The sequence below is a fragment of the Frigoribacterium sp. VKM Ac-2836 genome, from assembly GCF_013248995.1.
Taxonomy (GTDB): Bacteria; Actinomycetota; Actinomycetes; order Actinomycetales; family Microbacteriaceae; genus Frigoribacterium.
On record NZ_JABRPK010000003.1, the window covers coordinates 1 to 21,630 of the forward strand.

Here is a 21,630-nt window from a genome sequence, read left to right on the forward strand (position 1 = left end):
GGAGAGTAGGACACCGCCGGACTCCTTTTAGAGAAACACCAGAAAGGCCCCTTCCACGGAAGGGGCCTTTCTGCGTTTAACGCCGATCGACCGTGCCGGGTCCCGGTAAGATCGACACCGATGTCAGCTCCTTTCTCGACCGCCACCGGCACTGATGTGCGCGTGCGGTTCTGCCCCTCGCCCACCGGAATGCCGCACGTCGGCCTCATCCGTACTGCCCTCTTCAACTGGGCCTACGCCCGGCACACGGGCGGCAAGCTCGTGTTCCGCATCGAAGACACCGATGCGGCACGAGACAGTGAAGAGAGTTACCAGCAGATCCTCGACGGACTGCGCTGGCTCAAGATCGATTGGGACGAGGGCGTGGACGCCGGTGGGCCGCACGGCCCGTACCGGCAGTCCCAGCGTCACGACATCTACCGTGGTGTCATCGACCAGCTCCTCGAGCGTGGCCTCCTCTACGAGAGCTTCGCCACCGGTGACGAGATCGAGGCCCGCAACATCGCGAACGGTCGAGACCCCAAGCAGGGTTACGACAACTTCGAGCGCGATCTCAGCGACGAACAGCGTGCCGCCTTCCGGGCCGAGGGGCGTCAGCCGGCCTTGCGGCTGCGGGTGCCCGACCGCGATCTGAGCTTCGACGACCTCGTCCGCGGCGAGATCACCTTCCCTGCCGGCTCCTTCAGCGACTTCGTCGTGGTCCGTCCCAACGGGGTGCCCCTCTACACGTTCGTCAACCCGCTCGATGACGCCCTGATGGGCATCACGCACGTGTTGCGCGGTGAAGACCTCCTCTCGTCCACGCCTCGTCAGATCGCCCTGTACGAGGCACTCGTCGAGCTCGGCATCACCTCGTTCGTTCCGCGCTTCGGGCATCTGCCCTACGTCATGGGCGAGGGCAACAAGAAGCTCTCGAAGCGGGACCCCGAGTCCAACCTCTTCCACCACCGCGACCGGGGCTTCATCCCCGAGGGCTTGGTCAACTACCTCGCTCTTCTCGGATGGTCGCTGACTCACGATCGTGACGTGTTCTCGATCGACGAGATGGTCGCTGCGTTCGACGTCACCGACGTGAACCCGAACCCGGCGCGGTTCGACGTGAAGAAGGCGGAGTCGATCAACGGCGACCACATCCGCCTCCTGCCCGTCGCCGACTTCACCGAGCGACTGCTGCCCTATCTCGACGGCATCGTGAGCGCCCCGCCGACCGAGTCCGAGCAGGCGGTGCTCGTCCAGGCGGCTCCTCTCGTCCAAGAACGCATGACGCTCCTGTCCGAGGCTCGTGGCATGCTCGGGTTCCTGTTCGTTTCCGATGACGACCTCGTGTACGAAGTCGACGCGCTCGCCTCGCTCGGTGACCGGTCCGCTGAGGTGCTGCGCGCCTCCTCGGCTGCTCTCGAGAGCGTCACGGACTGGACCCATGAGCCGATCCAGGCGTCCCTGAAGGCGGCCCTGGTGGACGAGCTCGGGCTGAAACCGCGTGTGGCCTACGGGCCGTTGCGCGTCGCCCTGTCGGGGCGACGGGTCAGCCCGCCGTTGTTCGAGTCGATGGAGATCCTCGGACGCGAGTCCACGCTCGCCCGCCTGGCCGCTCTCGCGAACCGCTCATGAGCGAGCGCTACGACGTCGCCGTCATCGGCGGCGGGCCAGCCGGCCTCAGTGCAGCGCTGAACCTCGTCCGAGCCCGTCGCCGCGTGTTGTTGATCGACAGCAACCGGCCGCGAAACTCGGCGACGCTGTTGTCGCACGGGTACCTCACTCGAGACGGCATCTCGCCGCTCGAGTTGCGCAAGTTGGGGCGTGAGGAGTTCTTGGGCTACGAGGGGGCCGAGCACCGTCAGACAGTGGCGACCGACGTCCGTGCCGTCGATGGCGGGTTCGAGATCGCGTGCGAATTCCGGGGGCAGGAGTCGAGCGCTCTCGCCGAAGTCGTGCTCGTCACCACCGGCCTCGCCGAGACCCTGCCCGACATCGGGCAGTTGCGAGCCTTCTACGGAACCCACGTCCACAGCTGCATCGAGTGTGACGGGTACGGCAAGCGGGACGAACCGCTCGCCCTGATCGGTGAGCACCCCGATCTGACCGAGCGTGCTCTGCTCCTCTCGCAGTGGACAGACGACCTGATCGTGTTCACGAACGGCTCGGACGTCGTCAGTTCGCGCGACGAGGCGGCGTTGGCCGCCCGCGGCATCCGCGTCGACCGACGGCGCGTCGCGAGCATCGCGGGTGATCGCCACGGCATGCAGGGGGTCGTCCTCGAGGACGGAACGCTCGTGCCGCGCACCGGCGGGTTCGTCCGCCCGGAGTGGTCGGCCGCGCTCGACTACGTCGCGTCGACCGGCGCCGCACTCGACCCCGACGGTCTGCTCGTCGTCGACGGTCACGGTCGCACCTCCGTGCCCGGGCTCTACGCCGCAGGCGAGAGCACGGCACCCGGGCCTCAACAACTGATCGTGGCCGCAGGTGACGGTGCCCGCGTGGCGGCCGTCATCAACCGTGACCTCATCGGTGGCCTCGAACACCTGGCGGATGCTGTACAGTAGACGTCGGTCCAGATGATGGGCCGACAGTGATGTAGGCCTGACGGTCGTCATCATTGGGGTATGGTGTAATTGGCAACACGACTGATTCTGGTTCAGTTGTTCTTGGTTCGAGTCCAGGTACCCCAGCAATGCATGCCCCTTGACCTGACGGTCCGGGGGCATTGCTGTTTCTGCTCGCGTGGCCACCACCACCGGCGGCGTCTTCGGCCTCGCCGAGCAGGGGCGGAGTGCCGGCTTCGCGGGCCCAGAGATGTACTCGTCCGTCGGCGCTCAGTTCGTGTGCAATTCGCGACCATGCAGGGGTGACACGCCGCCTTCGTGTCGCGGCTGGCGCCTCCTGCGGTGTCTTTTGTCGCGATGTGCACGGGCAGGGCTCTTCGGCAGGTCGGGTTCGGCGCAGCCGGGGTGTGCGGCAGGTCGAATTCGGCCGGGCGGGGACGTTCAGGCCCGAGACGGCATCGGGCGGCCGTGCGGGGTGTGCCGGAACAAGGAAGCGGGCGAGTCCGGCGGAACAGATCGACTGGTGTCGATCGATTCCGCCGGACCCGCCCGGTTCGGGGAGGCGCGGCTGGTTACTCGCCGATCGTGGCTCCGAAACGGGCCGGGAGCGTGCCCCGGTGGGTGCTGCGCAGCTCGTCGATCGACACGGTGAAGACGTCCTGCACCTCGAGCGAGCCCGACTCCGCGTCGGTCACGCCGATACGGGCCACGGGGTACCCGCGGCCCTCGCAGAGACCACGGAAGCGGACGTCGTCCTCGCGGGGCACCGACACGACGACGCGGCCCGTTGACTCGCTGAAGAGCGCCGTGGCGACGTCGATGCCGTCACGCTCGAGCACCTCGCCCAACCAGACACGGGCGCCGACGCCGAAACGCAGCACGGCTTCGGCCAACGCCTGCGCCAGGCCACCGTCGCTCAGGTCGTGGGCCGCAGCGATCAGCGACTGGTCGCCCCCGGCGTGCAGCAGCTGCGCGAGCCGGGCCTCGGCCGCCAGATCGACGGCCGGCGGACGGCCACCGAGGTGGTCGTGCACGACTCCGGCCCAGGCCGACCCGTCGAGCTCGAGCGCCGTGGTGCCGAGCAGGTAGATGTTGTCGCCCTCGTCCTGCCAGCCGGACGGGATGCGCTTGGCGACGTCGTCGATCACTCCGAGGACGCCGACCACGGGGGTGGGGTGGATCGGACGCGTGCCGGTCTGGTTGTAGAACGACACGTTGCCGCCGGTGACCGGGATCTCGAGCTCGAGGCACCCGTCGGCCAGGCCTTCGACGGCCTGCGAGAACTGCCACATGACCTCGGGGTCCTCCGGGCTGCCGAAGTTGAGGCAGTCGGTGACCGCGGCCGGGACGGCACCGGTCACGGCGACGTTGCGGTACGCCTCGGCCAGGGCCAGACGGGCACCCTGCCGGGGATCGAGTTGGCAGTAGCGCCCGTTCGCGTCGGTCGCGATGGCGAAACCGAGACCGGTCTCTTCGTCGACGCGGATCATGCCGCCGTCGTCGGGGAAGCTGAGCGCGGTGTTGCCGAGCACGTAGGTGTCGTACTGGTTGGTGACCCAGCTCTTGTCAGCCAGGTTGGGTGAGCCGAGCAGCTCGAGGAACTGTTCGCGCAGCACCGCGTTGCCCGTGGGACGGGGCAGCGTCGAGGCGCTGTCGGCCTGCAAGGCGTCGATCCAGCTCGGGTAGGCGACGGGGCGCTCGTAGACCGGACCGTCGACGGCGACCGTGCGGGGTTCGACGTTGACGATCTCTTCGCCGTGCCAATTGATGACGAGCCGGCCGGTGTCGGTGACCTCGCCGAGGACGCTGGTCTCGACGTCCCACTTCGCCACCACGGCGAGGAACGCATCGAGCTTGTCGGGGCGCACGACGGCCATCATGCGCTCCTGGCTCTCGCTCATGAGGATCTCTTCGGCGGTCAGTGACGGGTCGCGCAAGAGGACGTTGTCGAGCTCGATGAACATGCCGCCGTCACCGTTCGAGGCGAGCTCGGAGGTGGCACAGCTGATGCCGGCGGCCCCGAGGTCTTGGATGCCCTCGACCAGCTCGTCACGGAACAGTTCGAGGCAGCACTCGATGAGCACCTTCTCGGCGAACGGGTCGCCGACCTGGACGGCGGGGCGCTTGGTGGGGCCACCGGACGAGAAGGTGTCGGACGCGAGGATGGAGGCGCCGCCGATGCCGTCGCCGCCGGTGCGGGCACCGAAGAGGACGACCTTGTTGCCCACGCCCCGGGCGTTCGCCAGGTGCAGGTCTTCGTGGCGCAGCACGCCGACGGCCAGGGCGTTGACCAGGGGGTTGCCCTGGTAGACGGCGTCGAAGTAGGTCTCGCCCCCGATGTTCGGCAGGCCGAGGCAGTTGGCGTAGAAGCTGATGCCGCCGACCACGCCGTCCACGACCCGGGCCGTGTCGGCTGCGTCGATGTCGCCGAAGCGCAACTGGTCCATGACCGCGACCGGACGGGCCCCCATCGAGATGATGTCGCGGACGATTCCACCCACGCCCGTGGCAGCACCTTGGAACGGCTCGATGTAGCTGGGGTGGTTGTGCGACTCGACCTTGAAGGTGACGGCCCACCCCCCACCGACGTCGACCACGCCGGCGTTCTCGCCCATGCCGACCATGAGGTTCTTCTTCATGGCCGGCGAGACCTTCTGGCCGAACTGGCGGAGGTAGATCTTGCTCGACTTGTACGAGCAGTGTTCGCTCCACATGACCGAGTACATGGCGAGCTCACCGCTGGTGGGACGACGGCCGAGGATCTCGCGGATCGAGGCGTACTCGTCGGCCTTGAGCCCGAGGGCGCCGTAGGGCTGCTCTTTGTCGGGCGTCGCCGCGGCGTTCGCCACGGTGTCGGGCTGGTGACCCTCGGGGCGGACGTCGATCATCTCGGCGTCGTGCGTGGCGCGGTCTGTCTGGTCGGTCACTTGGCGAGGGCCCTCTCGAGAACGGACGTGAAGAAGGTCAGGCCGTCGACGCCGCTCGACATCGCGGCGGGGGTGTCGGGGCCGAAGCCCTCTTCGACGGCGTGCTCGGGGTGCGGCATCAGGCCGACGACGTTGCCGCGTGCGTTGGTGACGCCCGCGATGTCGTCCATCGACCCGTTCGGGTTGACGCCGACGTAGCGGAAGGCGACCTGCCCTTCGCCCTCGATGCGCTTGATGGTCTCGGCGTCCGCGATGAAGCGGCCGTCGGCGTTCTTGAGGGGGATAGTGATCTCTTGCCCCTCGGTGAAGCCGTTCGTCCAGTCGGTGCGGGCGTTCTCGACGACGAGACGCTGGTCGCGCCGGATGAACTGCTGGTGCGCGTTCCGGGTGTGCGCCCCCGGGATCAGGCGGGCCTCGGCCAGCATCTGGAACCCGTTGCAGATACCGAGCACGGGCATGCCCGCGTTCGCGGCGTCGACCACATCGGCCATGATCGGCGAGAAGGACGCGATCGCACCGGCGCGCAGGTAGTCGCCATAGCTGAAGCCGCCCGGCAGGATGATCGCCTCGACGCCCTTCAGGTCGTGGTCGCCGTGCCAGAGGGCGACGGGCTCGCCACCGGCGAGTCGGACCGCGCGCTGCGCGTCACGGTCGTCGAGGGAGCCGGGGAAGGTGACGACACCGACGCGCATCAGAGGGCGGCGGGAGCGTCGGCGACCGTGATCGAGACGACGTCTTCGATCACCGAGTTCGAGAACATGTCGTCGGCGAGCTCGCGGACGTCGGCGAGGACCGCCTCGGTCACCTCGCCCTCGACCGTGACCTCGAAACGCTTGCCGATGCGGACGTCGGTGAACGAGCCCTTGCCGAGACGGGAGAGGGCGCCGGCGACGGCCTTGCCCTGGGGGTCGAGTAGTTCAGCCTTGGGCATGACCTCGACGACGATTGTGGGCACTGGTTTACTCCTGCAGAGGCGTCAACGGGTGGACGCGACGAGTCTACGGCAGCCGCGCGCGCCTCCAGGTGGCGGGGGGAGGCGCGCCCGCGACGGGACGAGAGCGATCATCAGCAGAATGCGAGGCTCTTGTCAGCGTGATCATGGACTCGAGCTGCAGAGTGTTCTCAGCGGACAGAGCGCAGGCCTCGTGATCGGGCCTTCTGTCCGGCTTCCGGTCGAGGGGTTCCTGATCCGCCCCGAGACCGCCGGACGCCCGGCCGAACCCCCCGTCGGCCGGGCGTCTACCCCTCTCGGGCCTCGTCGGCCCTCGCGAAGCCCCCGCCCGGGGTCGTCGCCGCCGGTTCGAGGGTCGGGACGCCCGGTCGCGATCGGCCGAGCAGCCAGATCGCCAAGGGAAGGCAGACGGCCCCCGCGATCGCGTTGCGCAGGTCGAGGCCCTCGTGCATCACGTCGAACGGCGGGCCGATCGCGAGCACGGCCGCCGCACCGATCAGCCACCAGGAGGCGCGGCGCCGGCCCTCGGGCAGCGCTCGCGGCGGCCGTTCGAACCGTGCCGTCGCGAGCGACACGAGGCAGGCCAGCCCGATGACGAGGGCCCAGATCGGCAGGCGAGTCCACCACCAGGCGGCCGTCGAGGGCTGGGGGAGCGGCCCGCCCACGACCAGCAGGATGCCGAACAGGGCGATCAGCAGCGGCAGGTGCCAGAGGTAGATGGTCATGCCTCGGCTGCCGATCGCGAACACGACGGCGCGGGCCGCAGGCGTGGACATGAGGCGCGACAGAGCGGGGTGCAGGAGCGACAGCACGCAGATCTGGGCCACTCCGAGCACCATGAGCGGCACGGTCGGCGGATTGAGGTTGCTCAGCATGTCGTCGGACCACGGCCCGATCGACGTCAGCGGAACCAGGGCGGCGTAGGCCACGACGGCGACGACGAAGAGCACGACCCGAGGGGTTCGACGGAACCGACCGTCGGCGTAGGCGAAGCCGAGCTGCTGCACGAACAGCCACACGAAGGCGAGGTTGAGGAGGCCGACCGCCGTGACGCCGGTGCCGTACCGCACCGCGTCGACCAGGACGGCGGCGACGACCAGGACGATCAGGGTCGCCCAAGGGCGGGTGGCCTGCAACCGGGCCATGACCGGCACGAGAACCTGCGTGATGCCGTAGGCGGCGAGGAACCAGAACGGCGAGCCCACGCCGGTGGCCACGACGTCGCGGAGTTCGGGATCGACGCCGAGCAGGGTCGCCACGGCGAGGGCGATCGCGAGGACGGCGAAGACGGCGCCGGCCGGGCGGGCGAGTCGCAGCAGCCGGCCGCGGACGAAGTCGCCGGCATCGGCGCCGCGGCGACGCGCACCGGCCCAGGCCGTGGCGCTGGCGAACCCGCCGACCACGAAGAAGAGCGGCATGATCTGCCCGGCCCACGTCGAGAGGGCGAACCACGACTGCTCTTGCAGAGGTCGGTTCACGGCGACGGCGCCCGTCGCGTCGACGGCGACGCCGACCATCATCACGTGGATCGCCACGACCAGCAGGACGCAGAAGACGCGGGCGAGGTCGACCACGAGGTCGCGCCCCGGGGGGACGACGGGGGTGGCTGACGACGGTGTCGTGGCGGTGGTGCTCATGTCGACGACGCTAGCGACCCGCGGGCCCCTCGGAGTGGTTGTCCACAGGCGGCGGGTCGCCCCATCCCGGGAAGAGCCTCCGAGCCGTCCTCAATTGTTTTGATCTGATCAAAAGAGTGGTTGACTTAGTCCATGACCGTTCCGATCGACGACCCCCGCGAGGCCCTGCGCTCCGCCGGGTTGCGCGTGACCGAGCCCCGGCTCGCCGTGTTGCGCGCCCTCGAGCCGTCGCCGCACGCGGCTGCCGAGCAGGTCTTCGCCCGGGTCGCCCTCGAGCTGCCCGGTACCTCGCTGCAGGCGGTGTACGGCGTGCTCAACGCCCTGACCGGCGCGGGACTGGTGCGTCGCATCGAACCCGCTGGCTCGGCTGCGCTCTACGAACTGCGGACGGGTGACAACCACCACCACGTGGTCTGCGGCGTGTGCGGTGCGGTCGCCGACGTCGACTGCGTCGTCGGCCACGCCCCGTGTCTGACGCCGTCGCACGACTCGGGGTACCTCGTGCAGACCGCCGAGGTGACCTTCTGGGGTCTGTGCCCGGCCTGTCGAGCCGCCGAGGCCCTGGGCGCGGAGGGCGACGAGCCGATCCGCGCCTCCTCATCCGACGCCCTTTCCGCGGTGCCCGCTCCCTGAGCCGGCCCCGCCCCCCTGAACCCACACGACGACGAACCACCGACGAAAGAGGACACATGACCGACGCGAAGAAGATCACCACCACCGACAACGGCGCCCCCGCCGCCAGCGACGAGCACTCGCAGTCGGTCGGTGCCGACGGCCCGATCGTCCTGCACGACCACAAGCTGGTCGAGAAACTCGCCAACTTCAACCGCGAGAAGGTGCCGGAGCGCATCGTCCACGCCAAGGGCGGCGGTGCCTTCGGTACGTTCGTCACCACGGGCGACGTCTCGCAGTACACCCGCGCGGCGCTCTTCCAGCCCGGCGTCGAGACCGAGATGCTCGCCCGGTTCTCGACCGTCGCCGGCGAGCAGGGCAGCCCCGACACCTGGCGTGACCCCCGCGGGTTCTCGCTGAAGTTCTACACGACCGAGGGCAACTACGACCTCGTCGGCAACAACACCCCCGTCTTCTTCATCCGCGACGGGATCAAGTTCCCCGACTTCATCCACTCGCAGAAGCGCCTGCCCGGTTCGCACCTGCGTGACCACGACATGCAGTGGGACTTCTGGACGCTGTCGCCCGAGTCGGCCCACCAGGTCACCTGGCTGATGGGCGACCGCGGCCTGCCCGCCTCCTGGCGCACGATGGACGGCTTCGGCTCGCACACCTACCAGTGGATCAACGCCGAGGGCAAGCGCTCGTGGGTGAAGTACCACTTCAAGAGCGACCAGGGCAACGAGATCCTCACCCAGGAGGACGCCGACCGCATCGCCGGCGAGGACGCCGACTTCCACATCCGCGACCTGTCCGAAGCGATCGAGCGGGAGGACTTCCCGACCTGGACCCTGTCGGTCCAGGTGATGCCCTACGAGGACGCCGCCGGCTACCGGTTCAACCCGTTCGACCTCACCAAGGTGTGGCCGCACAGCGACTACCCCCTCATCGAGGTCGGCACCATGACGCTGAACCGCAACCCCGAGAACTACTTCGCCCAGATCGAGCAGGCCGCGTTCGCCCCGTCGAACTTCGTGCCCGGCATCGCGACGAGCCCCGACAAGATGCTTCTCGCCCGCATCTTCAGCTACGCCGACGCGCACCGCTACCGCGTGGGCGTCAACCACCAGCAGCTGCCGGTCAACATGCCCAAGACCGAGGTGCACTCGTACTCGAAGGACGGCGCGGCGCGCTACCACTTCAGCGAGGCCACGGCGCCGGTCTACGCCCCGAACTCGGTGGGCGGCCCGGCGGCGGACCCGCAGGCCGCGGGTGACACCGGCGGCTGGGAGTCCGACGGCGAGCTCGTCCGCTCGGCGGCGACCCTGCACGCGGAGGACGACGACTTCGGCCAGGCAGGCACCCTCGTCCGCGAGGTCATGGACGACGGTCAGCGTGACCGTCTCGTGCAGAACATCGTCGGTCACGTCTCGAAGGTGACCCAGCCGGCGCTGCGCGAGCGGGTCTACCAGTACTGGACGAACGTCGATGCGACCCTCGGCCAGCGCGTCCGCGCAGGCGTCGAGCCGTCGGCGCCCGGTTCGAACGAGGACCCGGCCGTGGTCGGCGTCCCGGCGTAGCCGAAAGCCACGTCAGACCGCAGGAGGCGCGGTGACCGGTCGTCGGTCACCGCGCCTCCTCGGCGTCCCACGGGTCTCAGACCATCTGGCCGTTCCAGTGCAGCTCGCCCTCGGGCCAGTCCGCCACGGTGAGCGTGCCCTCGTGGAGCAGCCAACCGTGGTCCTGCGTCACGAGGACACCGGCGCCGTCGGCGCTGAACGCGGTGTAATGCGCCGTGAGGCCCTCGACCGGCAGCCAACCGCCGCGGCGGTAGAACCCCTGCACCTCGTCGCCCGTCTCGAGAAGTCCGAAGCCGCTGTCGAGCGAGGTCAGTGCTGCGTCGACCTGTCGCAACAGTTCACCGCCGACGCCGGTGCCCTGCGACGAGGGCGAGACGGCGACCATGCCGACCGCGGTGACCAGCAGGTCGGTGTCGCCGACGGTCACGAACTGGCGACGCAGGCCGGCGTGCGCGACCACCACGTCATCTCGACGCGCGACGACCCTCAGCTCGGGTTGCATGCCCGCCCAGCTCCGGGCCCCGGCGTACCAATGGTCGTAGCTCGCGAACGCCCGGGCGAGCATCGCCGCGATCGCCTGGTGGTCGTCGAGCGTGAGGTCGCCCTCGCGGGTCGTGCTGAAGAGTGGGGAGTCGGCTGGGGACATGCCTCGACGTTAGCGGTGCCAGGCGTCAACTCGGGCGGATCGTCACCTGGATCTGGTTCGACCAGGGGTCATCGAACCCCAGCACCCGGCCGTCGTCACGGGTCGCGACTCCGTGGTGGCCGAGGCGCTCGCCGAGGGCACCCAGGTCGTCGGTGGTCGGTACCTCGATGCGCACCAGGCCGAGGCCCAGCGCGAGGCCGCGTCGCCCGGCCCCGGCGCTGTTCCAGGTGTTCATGGCCATGTGGTGGTGGTACCCGCCCGCGCTGACGAACAGCGCCTGCGGGCCGAACCGCGTCGTCGTCTCGAATCCGAGCTGCTCGACGTAGAACCGGTGGGCTGTCTCGACGTCGCCCACGCTCAGGTGCACGTGGCCGACCGTGGCGGGACGGGACGCCGAGCCGGCCAGCGCCTCCTCGGTGACGTTCTGCTGCACGAACGCGTTCGGATCGAGGGCCAGGGTCGCCATGTCCACTTGCCCGTGGGTCCACGACCACTCGCTGCGGCGGCGGTCCCAGTAGAGCTCGATGCCGTTGCCCTCGGGGTCGGTGAAGTAGAAGGCCTTGCTGACGAGATGGTCGGCACTACCGGTGAAGGTGCCCGCGTGACGGGTGGCGACGCTGTAGACGGCCGCGGCGAGGTCGGCCTCGGTCTCGAACAGGATCGCGGTGTGGAACAGGCCCGCTTCGCGAGGGCCGGCATGCTTCAGCTCGGGTGCGTGCTCGAGGATGACGATCGGGGTCGCGCCGCGTCCGAGGACGACGCGACCGGCTGCCGGCTCGGCGGCCAGCACCGTCAGGGTGACCGCGTCACGGTAGTACGCGGTCATCGCGTCGAGGTCGGCGACCCTCAGCGTGACGGCACCCATGCCGGTGTCGGCGGCGAGCAGGTCGGTGGCGCCGACGCCCTGCGCCCGAGGGCCGGTCGCGGGGGACGAGGAGGCGCGGGTGGCGTCGGTCGCGGAGGTGTCGGTCATGGATGCCCTCGGTCTGGTCTGGTCGGGTCGGGTCTGGTCGTCACCTGTTCGGTGACGTGTCATCGACTTGAACCGGGCGCGGTCGGCGGGCATTCCCGACCGGGCGGGTCAGGGCGGAACCGAGAGGGGCGGTGCGGTCGCGGGCCGGCGTCAGCGAGAGGTGAGGCGCTCGATCAGCTCGCGGTACCGGTCCGCCGTGCGGGCGACGATGTCGTCGGGCAGGGCCGGAGCCTCTCCGACGCCGTCCCAGTGCGCGGTGAGCCAGTCCCGGACGATCTGCTTGTCGAAGCTCTGCGTGCGGTTGCCCGAGGCGTAGGCCTCGGCGTCCCAGAAACGGCTGCTGTCACTCGTGAGCACCTCGTCGCCCAGGGTGATCTCGCCCGTGACCCGGTCGGTACCGAACTCGAACTTCGTGTCGGCGAGGATGACCCCCCGGGCCTCTGCCACGTCGGACGCCAGACGGTAGATCTCGAGCGACCGGTCGCGCAACGCCGACGCCGTCTCGGTGCCGACCAACTCGACCGTGCGCTCGAACGAGATGTTCTCGTCGTGCTCGCCGAGCGGCGCCTTGTACGCCGGGGTGTAGATCGGCTCGGGCAGACGATCACCGTTCGAGAGCCCGGCCGGAAGGGCGATGCCGCAGACGGTGCCGTGTTCGCGGTACTCGGCCCAGCCGCTGCCGACCAGGTAGCCGCGGACGACGCACTCCACCGGGAACATGTCGAGCGGCTTCACGAGCATCGCGCGGTCTCGCACCTGACCGGGCAGCGACACGGAGGCGGTGGTCGGGTCGACGAGGTGGTTGGGCACCTCGACCAGTTGGGCGAACCACCAGAGGCTGAGTTGCGTGAGCAGGGCTCCCTTGCCGGGGATGCCGGGCTCGAGGACCTGGTCGAAGGCGCTGACGCGATCGCTCGCGACGACCAACACGTGCTCGGTGTCGGCGAGGGTGGCGGCGTCACCGACCGAGCCGGCCACCGGCGCGGGGACGTAGAGGTCGCGGACCTTGCCCGAGTACACGGGCGTCCAGCCGTCGAGGTGGCGGGGGGTGCCCGTCGTGACGGGCGTGGCCTGGCTAGCCGCGCCTCCTGCGGTGGCGTCGGAGGGAACCGTCGTGCCGTCGGGGGCGGTCACCGGGCGACCCGTTCGGCGATGTCGTGGCGGTACTGGCCGCCCTCGAGCTCGATGCGGGAGAGGGCGTCGTAGACACGACCCCGGGCCTCGGTGAAGTCGGAGCCCTGGGCCACGACGCTGAGAACCCGACCGCCCGTGGCGATGAGTCGGTCGTCGAGGCGTGCCGTCGCGGCGTGGGCGAGGTGGACCCCGGCGACGGCGGTCGCGTCGTCGAGCCCGCCCACCGGGCGACCGCTGACGGCACCCTCGGGGTAGCCCTCGCTCGCGAGGACCACCGTCACGGCCACGTCGGACGAGAAGCGCGGCGACTCGTGGTTGCCGAGCGACCCGGTCGCCGCAGCGAGGAGCAGACCGCTGAGCGGGGTGACCAGACGCGGAAGCACCACCTGCGTCTCGGGATCGCCGAAGCGGGCGTTGAACTCGATGACGCGCACGCCCTGCTCGGTGAGGATCAGACCGGCGTACAGGAGGCCGATGAACGGCGTGCCCTCGGACTCGAGCTGCCGCACCGTCGGGGTGGCGATGGTGTCGAGCACCTCGTCGACGAAGTCCTTCTCGCTGCCGAAGCGGTCGGCGAGCCAGGGCAACGGCGAGTACGCCCCCATGCCGCCGGTGTTCGGGCCCGCGTCGCCGTCGAGCAGGCGCTTGTAGTCCTGTGCGGGACTGAGCGGCACGACCGTGTGACCGTCGCTGAGGAAGAACAGGGAGACCTCCGGGCCCTCGAGGAACTCCTCGACGAGGACCGGCCCGTGCTGCAGCCAGTAGGTGGTGTGCTCGACCGCGGCGTCGCGGTCGTCGGTGACGAGGACACCCTTGCCGGCCGCGAGTCCGTCGGCCTTGACGACGTAGGGCGAGCCGAAGTCGTCGAGGACGGCGACGGCCTCGTCGAGGGTGCCGACTCGCGTGGCCCGCCCGGTCGGCACGCCGGCCTCGTCCATGACGCGCTTCGCGAAGGTCTTGCTGCCCTCGAGCGCCGCGGCCTTCTTGCCGGGGCCGAACACCGGGATGCCCCGGGTACGGAGAGCGTCGGCGACACCGGCGACCAAGGGGGCCTCGGGACCGACGACGACCAGCTGGACGTCGTTCTCGAGGGCGTACTCGGTGACGACGGCGCCGTTCGACGGGTCGAGGTGCACGATGTCGACCTGCTGGGCGATGCCCGCGTTGCCGGGCGCCGCCACGATCTCGTGGCCCGCGTCTTCGCGCAGCAGGGCGGTGATGATGGCGTGCTCGCGAGCACCGGAACCGAGGACGAGGATTCGCACGCGCCACAGCCTACCGAGGGTCGGCCGCGCTGCCGAGTCCTCCGCGGGGCGCGGAACGCGGTGGCGGTGGAGCGGTGGCGGTGGCGCGGGTAGCGTGGGCCCATGGCCAGGGCACGGATCGAGGACGCGGCGGGATCGGCCGCCGTGGGCGAGGTGCGGGCGGCGCTCGCCGCCGACGCCACCCCGCCGCGGCCCGTGACCGCCATGGCCGTCCGCTGGCTGTTGCAGGTGCTCGCCGACGGTGAACCCGGGGCCACGGTCGAGGTCCGCGTGCCACCGTTCGGTGCCGTGCAGTTCCGCGAGGGGCTCAGCCACACCCGCGGCACGCCGCCCAACGTCGTCGAGACCGACGCCGCCACCTTCGTGCGGCTCGCCACCGGCGACCTCAGCTGGCAGGAGGCGCGGGCCGGGGCCCTCGTGTCGGCCTCCGGCAGCAGGGCGGACCTGACCGGTTACGTGCCGATCTCCTGGCAGCGGAGCTGACCCGCGCCTCCTCGGCGTCCGGGCCGGAGCGCCGCCGCGCCGGCGTCGAGGACGACGGTGGTGGCGAGGCCCTGCTCGACGTCGAGACGGGCGTCGGCGCTGGCCGGCCGGCTCTGGGATGATGGGCGGGTGACGAACGCATCCGACGACCAGCACCGACCCGAGCCCGTCGTCGAGCCCGCGGCCGAGCCCGTCGTCGAGTCGATCGTCGAACGCGACGAGGTCACCGTCCGTCGAGCGCCCAAGGTGCCCGTCTTCTTGATCATGGGCGCCGCGCTCGGTGTGGTCGTGTCGCTGATCGTCACCTCGCTCTTCCCGTTCGACTCGGGTGAGGGCGTCGCGCAGACCTACGGGTACATCTCTCTCTGGGGACTCACCATCGGCGGCGCCGTCGGCTGCGTCGTGGCGATCGTCGCCGAACGCGTGACCAGCCGGGGGGCCAAGCGCGTCCAGGTCGAACGCGAACGGCTCGAGCTGCCCGTCGACCGGACCGAGTCCGCGCCCGACCAGGTGACCGACGGCGACTCCAGCCGCGATTGACGGAGACCCCAGTCGCGACTGATGGCGACGTCTGCCACGATTGACGGCGACGTGCTGGCGGGGCTGACGGTGGTGCCGACCGAGGTCGGCTGCCGGATCAGGCTCCGCGGGCCCGCCGCAGTCGGGTGAGCAGTTCGGGGCCCCGGGCGTCGAGAAGACGCCCGCCCCGGCGGATGCCGACCATCATCAGGACGTCCCCGAGGGCGACCCCCACGGCGAGGGTCAGCAGCCCCAGCAGCACGGAGCCCTGCACCAGTGCCACGACGCCGAGCACGAGTTCGGGCAGTGACAACGCGAAGACGATCGCCCACGAGGCGTACAGGCCGAGGGTCGAGGTGACGTTGGCCCCGGGCGGCGACTTGAACGGGCTCTCGCCGGCGGCTGGGACGGGCATGAGGTAGAGCGCCGACGCCACGCTCGACACGCCGAATCCGGTGAGGAGCAGGCCGAGACCGATGCCGAGCAGAGCGGGGGCCGTGTCCAATCGGCCCACGATCGCGAGGGGCACGAGCGTGGCGAGCACGACGGAGGGCACCGCGAACAGGCCGAGCGTGAGGACGCGGCCGGCGCGGTCGGCCGAACCCGCCAACCCGGTGGACAGGTGTGCGGCGAAGGCGGTGCCGTCGTACGAGACGTCGGCGGCCAGGGTGACGGCGAGCAACGCCGCGACCGCCGGGCCGATGGCGTACAAGGGCCAGGCCGTGTCGAGGGAGAACGACAGGAAGATCGCCAGGACGGGCATCAGGGGGACGACGATCAGCGAGCCGCCGTAGCGCGGATCGCGCAGCCAGTAGACGGCCGTTCGGGCGGCGACGGCGCCCGTCGGGGTCGCGGGGAATCGTGCGAAGAGACCGAGCCCCTTGGACGCCGCGGTGGCGGTGACGGCCGGGGGAGCCACGAGTGCGCTCGTCAGCCCCCGTCGCCACAGCAACGACAGCACGCCGAGGGTGGCCAGGGCGATGAGGGCTTTGAGGGCCGCCTCGCCAGGTCGACCGAGGGCGACGTCGCCGGGGATCGACCACGCGGCGCCGAGGGGGCTCCACGACAGGGCATGGGCCACACGGGGCAGGTCGTCGCCGATCGAGCTGAGTCCCTGGCCGGCCAGGCCGATCAGCGGCCCGGCCAGGATGAGGGGCACGAAGATCGCGACGCTCATCAACTCGCGGTAGCGACGCTTGGCACCCAGGGCGCTGGTCGCGGTCTCGACGGCGCGTGACGCCGCCACGCAGACGAACACGCCGAGGACCCCGCAGAAGGGGGCGAGCACGGCCGAGAGGGGGTGCTGCACCCAGCTGAACGTCGTCGCGAGGGCGGCCACCAGCGTGACGATGCCCGGGATGCCCAACAGCCCCGTGACGAACAGCGCGACGAGGAGCCGGTCGGCAGGCATGGGGAACTGGCGCAGCTTGGAGACGCTGAGGGTCTGGTCGTACCCGCGGGCGATGACGGGCACGACGACCCAGCCGACGACGGCGAGCGAGCCCCCGAGGACCGCAGCCGTCCAGGCCCAGCGTTCGGGCGCGAACGAGAGGGCCACGAGGCCGATGACGACCGCGGCCAGGACACCGAGCCCGTAGAGCCCGCCGATGATCGCCGCGACGAGCTGCCACGTGCTGCGCTTGAAGCCGTTCAGCAGGACCCGCCAGCGCAGGCTCAGGAGGTGCGCAACCACGACGGCCCCTCGTTGTGCTGACGGCCGCCGACGAGTTCGACGAATCGGTCTTCGAGCGTGGAGCCGGCGCGCACGTCGTCGGTCGTGCCGGCGGCGAGCACCCGACCGGAGGCGATGACGGCCACGTGGTCGCACATGCGCTGCACGAGGTCCATCGAGTGGCTCGACACGATGACCGTGCCGCCGTTCTGCGTGTAGCCGTGCAGGATGTCTCGGATGTTCGCGGCCGAGATCGGATCGACCGACTCGAACGGTTCGTCGAGGACGAGGAGGCGCGGCGCGTGGACGAGCGCGCAGGCGAGCGCGACCTTCTTGGTCATGCCCGCGGAGTAGTCGACGACGAGCGTGCCGCCGGCCGAGCGCAGGTCGAGCAGGTCGAGGAGGTCGCCGACCCGCTGCGCCGTCGTCTCGCGGCTCATGCCGTTGAGGAGGCCGTGGTACGTGACGAGCTGCTCACCGGTGAGGCGGTCGAAGAGCGAGATGCCGTCGCTGAGGACGCCGACGAGCGACTTGGCGTGCGTCGGGTCGGACCAGACGTCGACGCCGAGCACCGCGATGCTGCCCGCGTCGGGACGGAGCAACCCGGTCGCCATCGAGAGCGTGGTCGTCTTGCCGGCGCCGTTCGGGCCGACGAGGCCGAAGAACGAACCCGTGGGGACGGTCAGGTCGATGCCGTCGACGGCGACCTTGTCGCCGAAGGCCTTGCGTAAGGCGGTGATCTGGAGGGCGGACGCCGGGGGCGTCGCGGTCGGTTCGGGGCGGGGGATGCCGACGTCGCTCATGGCCCCAGCCTAGGGACGCACACCGACACGACGCCTCCCCCGGCGGGTGGAAGCAGGGGGAGGCGCGGGTGGTGGTCGACCCGTCGGCTCAGCTGAGCTGGTTGGCCTCGACCCAGGCGAGGTACTCGGGGCTGACCGTCCCGGTGACGTAGTCGCCCGTGAAGCAGCTCATCTCGAGTTCGGTCACGTCGCTGCCCTCGGTGATGGCGGACTGCATGTCGGCGACCTCTTGGTAGATGAGGTGGTCGGCACCCAGCTCGCGGGCGATCTCGGGGATCTTGCGGTCGTGGGCGATCAGCTCGTGTCGGGACGGCATGTTGATGCCGTACACGTGGGGGAAGCGCACCGGGGGAGCGGCCGAGGTGAAGGTGACCTTGTTCGCACCGGCGGCCCGGGCCATCTCGACGATCTCGCGCGAGGTCGTACCTCGGACGATCGAGTCGTCGACGATCAGGATGTTCTTGCCCTTGAACTCGCTCGACATGGCGTTGAGCTTCTGGCGCACCGAGCGCTTGCGCTCGGCCTGCCCCGGCATGATGAAGGTGCGGCCGACGTAGCGGTTCTTGTAGAAGCCCTCGCGGTACTCGATGCCGAGCTTCTGCGCGACCTGCATGGCCGCGGGACGTGACGAGTCGGGGATCGGCATGACCACGTCGATGTCGCCGATCGGCGAGTGCGCAGCGATGGTGTCGGCCAGCCGGTTGCCGAGGCGCAGGCGGGCGTCGTAGACCGAGATGCCGTTCATGATCGAGTCGGGACGGGCCAGGTAGACGTACTCGAACGAGCAGGGGATGAGACGCGGGCTGGCGTGGCACTGCTTCGACACCATCTGGCCGTCGAGCGAGATGAAGACGGCCTCGCCCGGGGCGACGTCGCGGACGATCTCGTAGCCACCGGATTCGAGCACGAGGGACTCGGAGGCGGTGATCCATTCTTCACGGACGCCGTCGGCGGCCAGGCGGCGACCGAGCACCAGCGGGCGGATGCCGAACGGGTCGCGGAACGCCAGCAGGCCGTGGCCGGCGATCATCGCGATCGCCGCGTACGAGCCCTGGACGCGGTCGTGCACGCGCGTGACCGCGGCGAAGATCTGCTCGGGATCGAGCTCGCTGCCGTTCACCTGCTCTTGCAGTTCGTGCGCGAGCACGTTGACCAACAGCTCGGTGTCGCTGTTCGTGTTGAGGTGCCGACGGTCGACGTGGAACAGCTCGCTCGTGAGCTCTCGCGTGTTGGTCAGGTTGCCGTTGTGGATCAACACGATGCCGTAGGGAGCGTTGACGTAGAACGGCTGCGCCTCTTGCTCGTTGGTGGCCGCTCCCTTGGTCGCGTAGCGCACGTGGCCGAGGCCCATGGTGCCGAGCAGGGCGCGCATGTCACGGGTGCGGAACCCCTCGCGAACCTGACCCTTGGTCTTGTGGACGTGGAAGATGCCGCCCTCGGCGGTGGCGATGCCGGTGCTGTCCTGCCCTCGGTGCTGCAGCAGGAGGAGCGAGTCGTAGACGAGTTGATTTGCTGGCTCGTGCGCGACGAGACCGACGATGCCGCACATGCGGATCTGGCTCCAGACCGTAGAGTTGGGGTTACCGCGACAGTCTAGAGCGACACCGAACGGATGAACGAATGGCGACCTCCTCTGCCCACTCGACCAGCGCCTCCTACGCCGCAGCGGGGGTCGACACGGCCGCCGGCGACCGGGCGGTCGAGCTGATGAAGGCGGCGGTGGGCGCCACGCACGGCCCCGGCGTGGTCGGCGGCGTCGGCGGGTTCGCCGGTCTGTTCGACGTCTCCTTCCTCAAGGACTTCGACAAGCCGCTGCTCGCCACGTCCACCGACGGCGTCGGCACGAAGGTCGCCATCGCGCAGGCGCTCGACAAGCACGACACGATCGGGCAAGACCTGGTCGGCATGGTCGTCGACGACATCGTCGTGGTCGGCGCCAGGCCGCTGATCATGACCGACTACATCGCCTGCGGCCGCGTGGTCCCGACCCGCATCGCGTCGATCGTCGAGGGCATCGCCCGGGCCTGCAGCGAGACGGGCACCGCCCTCGTCGGTGGCGAGACCGCCGAGCACCCCGGTCTGCTCGGGCCCGACGACTACGACGTGGCGGGGGCCGCGGTCGGTGCGGTCGAGTCGGGCCGCCAGCTCGGCCCGCACCTCGTGACCGACGGCGACGTCGTACTCGCCCTCGCGTCGTCGGGCGTCCACTCCAACGGCTTCTCGCTCGTGCGACACATCCTGGCCTCACGCGACCTCGGCTACGACGACACCCTGCCCGAGTTCTCGGGCACCGTCGGCGAGGCGTTGCTCGAACCGACTCGGCTCTACACGTCGCCCCTGTTGCGCGTGCTCGACGACCCCGCACTCGACGGCGCCGTCCACTCGCTCAGCCATGTCACCGGCGGTGGCATCGCGGCCAACCTCGCCCGGGTGCTACCCCTCGGGTCGTGGACCGAGGTCGACCGGTCGACCTGGTCGCCGCTGCCCGTCTTCCGGGTGCTGAGCGACCTCGCCGGATCGACCCTCGAGTCGAGCGAGGGCACCTGGAACCTCGGCATCGGCATGATCGCCGTCGTCGCCTCGTCACAGGCCGCTGCCGTCACCGCAGCGCTCGAGTCCGACGGCATCGCGACCTGGCCGGTCGGCACCGTCTCGACCGGGCCGCGGGACCTCGCCGGTTTCGAGCAAGGCGCCAAGGGAGTCGACGGAGGCGCGGTGCGACTCGTCGGGTCCTACGCGGGCTGACCGCCGGACACGCCGCATGGCGTTCCGTCAGCGGCGGACGTACGATGGGCCCACGCCCGTGACGGGCGTGCTGACGACGAGGTCAGACCGGACGACGAAGGAGTCGACCCATGAGCACCACCCACACCCCTCTTCCCGCTGTCTCCCGCACGTCGGTCGCCGCCCCGCGCAGTGCCCGGGTCAGCCGCGTTCCCGCAGATCCGGCGCCGCTGCGTTCTTCGGCGTCACCATTCACCGGCGGGCGCAAGGTCGCGGCCTTCACGGCCGGCGGCATGATCCTGCTGCTGGTCGTGGGCTTGTTGCCTGCGGTCGCGACGCTCGTGGGCGGCTGACCCGCGCCTCCGGACGGGCGATCGCCTCGACCGCACCGCACCGCACCGCACGACGACGGCCCCTCGAGATCGAGGGGCCGTCGTCCTGTAATGCGCGTGGAACCGGTCGTGTGGGCCGACGCGTCAGAGGACGCAGAACTCGTTGCCCTCGGGGTCGGTGAGGACCACCCACGACACGGCGTCGTCGTCTTGGCCGACCTGCGCACGGACGGCGCCCAGCGACTCGAGACGGGCGACCTCGTCGGCCTGCGTCGCCTGGCGGCTCTGGCCGTCGACCGGGCTCGGCCGGAAGTCGAGGTGGAGGCGGTTCTTGATCGTCTTGGCCTCGGGGACGCCCACGAAGAGCAGCCCGGGCAGCGTGTCGGCCGTGGGACGGATCTCGGGCTCGTCGTCGTCGGACGAGACGATCACCCAACCGAGGGCGTCGGCCCACCAGCGCGCGAGCCGCACCGGATCGCTCGCGTCGACGACGACTTGCTCCCACACGAGGGAGGAGGACGAAGAACTCATCAGCCGACCGGCCTCAGGCGCTCTTGTTCTGGTCGTGTTCGGTGTCGTACTCGTCGTCGAAATCGTCGGCCCACTTGTCGACGTATTCGTCGCCGGAGTCGTTCTTCGTCGCCAACTCTTTTTCGAGTGCACCGTAGTTGGTGTCAGGGCTGAAGTACTTCAGCTCTCTGGCGACCTTGGTGTGCTTGGCTTTTTGACGGCCGCGCCCCATGCGTGACCCCCTCTGAACTCGGCCCGGAAACGGTGTCGGACGACCCGGGAACTGCCGACAGGATGCTCTTGAAAAACTGGACCGAT

21 protein-coding genes and 1 tRNA gene are annotated in these 21,630 nt (G+C 70.0%); 9 read left to right on the top strand and 13 right to left on the bottom strand.

Annotated features, from left to right (window positions below):
• Positions 1-120: 120 nt before the first annotated feature.
• The 3 genes from gltX to HRF36_RS11630 all read left to right on the top strand — a co-directional run bounded on the left by gltX (position 121) and on the right by HRF36_RS11630 (position 2,669).
• Complete coding sequence (gene gltX, locus HRF36_RS11620; protein ID WP_173210103.1) at positions 121-1,611, top strand: glutamate--tRNA ligase; 1,491 nt, start codon at positions 121-123, stop codon at positions 1,609-1,611.
• Positions 1,608-2,543 (top strand): NAD(P)/FAD-dependent oxidoreductase, encoded by a 936-nt coding sequence (locus HRF36_RS11625; RefSeq protein ID WP_173210104.1) that lies wholly within the window; start codon positions 1,608-1,610, stop codon positions 2,541-2,543. The genes gltX and HRF36_RS11625 overlap by 4 nt, the downstream gene beginning before the upstream one ends.
• A 54-nt stretch (positions 2,544-2,597) precedes the next feature.
• Positions 2,598-2,669 (top strand) — tRNA-Gln (locus tag HRF36_RS11630).
• A 446-nt stretch (positions 2,670-3,115) separates the two neighbouring features.
• On the opposite strand, the gene purL is transcribed toward HRF36_RS11630, so the two are convergent.
• The 4 genes from purL to HRF36_RS11650 all read right to left on the bottom strand — a co-directional run bounded on the left by purL (position 3,116) and on the right by HRF36_RS11650 (position 8,059).
• Positions 3,116-5,431, bottom strand: a complete 2,316-nt coding sequence (gene purL, locus HRF36_RS11635) for a phosphoribosylformylglycinamidine synthase subunit PurL (protein ID WP_173210406.1) — start codon at positions 5,429-5,431, stop codon at positions 3,116-3,118.
• A 35-nt stretch (positions 5,432-5,466) separates the two neighbouring features.
• On the bottom strand, positions 5,467-6,162 hold the full coding sequence (gene purQ, locus HRF36_RS11640) for a phosphoribosylformylglycinamidine synthase subunit PurQ (protein WP_054144901.1): 696 nt from the start codon (positions 6,160-6,162) through the stop codon (positions 5,467-5,469).
• Positions 6,162-6,425 (bottom strand): phosphoribosylformylglycinamidine synthase subunit PurS, encoded by a 264-nt coding sequence (purS, locus tag HRF36_RS11645; protein ID WP_173210106.1) that lies wholly within the window; start codon positions 6,423-6,425, stop codon positions 6,162-6,164. The genes purQ and purS overlap by 1 nt, the downstream gene beginning before the upstream one ends.
• Positions 6,426-6,709: 284 nt before the next feature.
• Positions 6,710-8,059 carry an acyltransferase gene (locus tag HRF36_RS11650; protein ID WP_173210108.1) on the bottom strand — a complete coding sequence of 450 codons (1,350 nt, stop codon included), beginning with the start codon at positions 8,057-8,059 and terminating at the stop codon, positions 6,710-6,712.
• Positions 8,060-8,191: 132 nt separating this feature from the next.
• Between HRF36_RS11650 and HRF36_RS11655 the strand changes: the two genes are divergently transcribed.
• Positions 8,192-8,692: a Fur family transcriptional regulator gene (locus HRF36_RS11655; RefSeq protein ID WP_173210110.1), complete on the top strand. Its 501-nt coding sequence runs from the start codon at positions 8,192-8,194 to the stop codon at positions 8,690-8,692.
• Positions 8,693-8,748: 56 nt separating this feature from the next.
• Complete coding sequence (locus tag HRF36_RS11660; RefSeq protein WP_173210112.1) at positions 8,749-10,251, top strand: catalase; 1,503 nt, start codon at positions 8,749-8,751, stop codon at positions 10,249-10,251.
• A gap of 76 nt (positions 10,252-10,327) precedes the next feature.
• Here the strand turns inward: HRF36_RS11660 and HRF36_RS11665 are convergent, their stop codons facing one another.
• The 4 genes from HRF36_RS11665 to purD form a co-directional block, all read right to left on the bottom strand.
• Positions 10,328-10,897, bottom strand: coding sequence for a GNAT family N-acetyltransferase (locus HRF36_RS11665; protein WP_173210114.1), 570 nt, complete (start codon positions 10,895-10,897; stop codon positions 10,328-10,330).
• 25 nt (positions 10,898-10,922) lie between these two features.
• A complete protein-coding gene (locus HRF36_RS11670) occupies positions 10,923-11,762 on the bottom strand; it encodes a VOC family protein (protein WP_173210408.1) in 840 nt (279 codons plus the stop codon).
• Positions 11,763-12,020: 258 nt separating this feature from the next.
• Positions 12,021-12,890: a phosphoribosylaminoimidazolesuccinocarboxamide synthase gene (locus HRF36_RS11675; protein WP_371740156.1), complete on the bottom strand. Its 870-nt coding sequence runs from the start codon at positions 12,888-12,890 to the stop codon at positions 12,021-12,023.
• A gap of 110 nt (positions 12,891-13,000) precedes the next feature.
• Entirely contained in the window at positions 13,001-14,269 is a 1,269-nt protein-coding gene (purD, locus tag HRF36_RS11680) for a phosphoribosylamine--glycine ligase (protein ID WP_173210118.1), read from the bottom strand.
• Between the two features lie 102 nt (positions 14,270-14,371).
• On the opposite strand from purD, the gene HRF36_RS11685 reads away from it, so the two are divergent.
• Together HRF36_RS11685 and HRF36_RS11690 are read left to right on the top strand one after the other, a co-directional pair.
• Positions 14,372-14,752, top strand: a complete 381-nt coding sequence (locus HRF36_RS11685; RefSeq protein ID WP_173210120.1) for a sterol carrier family protein — start codon at positions 14,372-14,374, stop codon at positions 14,750-14,752.
• A gap of 129 nt (positions 14,753-14,881) precedes the next feature.
• Positions 14,882-15,292: a hypothetical protein gene (locus HRF36_RS11690; RefSeq protein ID WP_173210122.1), complete on the top strand. Its 411-nt coding sequence runs from the start codon at positions 14,882-14,884 to the stop codon at positions 15,290-15,292.
• A gap of 97 nt (positions 15,293-15,389) precedes the next feature.
• Here HRF36_RS11690 and HRF36_RS11695 read toward each other — a convergent pair whose 3' ends face one another.
• From HRF36_RS11695 to purF, 3 genes are all read right to left on the bottom strand, one after another.
• A complete protein-coding gene (locus tag HRF36_RS11695; RefSeq protein ID WP_173210124.1) occupies positions 15,390-16,964 on the bottom strand; it encodes a transporter in 1,575 nt (524 codons plus the stop codon).
• The gene (locus tag HRF36_RS11700; protein ID WP_173210126.1) at positions 16,946-17,746 is read right to left on the bottom strand and encodes an ABC transporter ATP-binding protein; all 801 of its coding nucleotides are present in this window, start codon (positions 17,744-17,746) and stop codon (positions 16,946-16,948) included. Before HRF36_RS11700 ends, HRF36_RS11695 begins: the two co-directional genes overlap by 19 nt.
• 88 nt (positions 17,747-17,834) lie before the next feature.
• Positions 17,835-19,295 (bottom strand): amidophosphoribosyltransferase, encoded by a 1,461-nt coding sequence (gene purF / locus HRF36_RS11705; protein WP_173210128.1) that lies wholly within the window; start codon positions 19,293-19,295, stop codon positions 17,835-17,837.
• Positions 19,296-19,366: 71 nt separating this feature from the next.
• Here purF and purM point away from each other — a divergent pair, with 71 nt between their 5' ends.
• Both purM and HRF36_RS11715 read left to right on the top strand, forming a co-directional pair.
• Complete coding sequence (purM, locus tag HRF36_RS11710; protein WP_173210130.1) at positions 19,367-20,491, top strand: phosphoribosylformylglycinamidine cyclo-ligase; 1,125 nt, start codon at positions 19,367-19,369, stop codon at positions 20,489-20,491.
• A 110-nt stretch (positions 20,492-20,601) separates the two neighbouring features.
• Positions 20,602-20,823, top strand: coding sequence for a hypothetical protein (locus HRF36_RS11715; RefSeq protein ID WP_173210134.1), 222 nt, complete (start codon positions 20,602-20,604; stop codon positions 20,821-20,823).
• Positions 20,824-20,946: 123 nt separating this feature from the next.
• On the opposite strand, the gene HRF36_RS11720 is transcribed toward HRF36_RS11715, so the two are convergent.
• Both HRF36_RS11720 and HRF36_RS11725 read right to left on the bottom strand, forming a co-directional pair.
• A complete protein-coding gene (locus tag HRF36_RS11720) occupies positions 20,947-21,333 on the bottom strand; it encodes a VOC family protein (protein ID WP_173210136.1) in 387 nt (128 codons plus the stop codon).
• Between the two features lie 13 nt (positions 21,334-21,346).
• Entirely contained in the window at positions 21,347-21,544 is a 198-nt protein-coding gene (locus HRF36_RS11725; RefSeq protein ID WP_056227242.1) for a DUF3073 domain-containing protein, read from the bottom strand.
• Between the last annotated feature and the right edge of the window lie 86 nt (positions 21,545-21,630).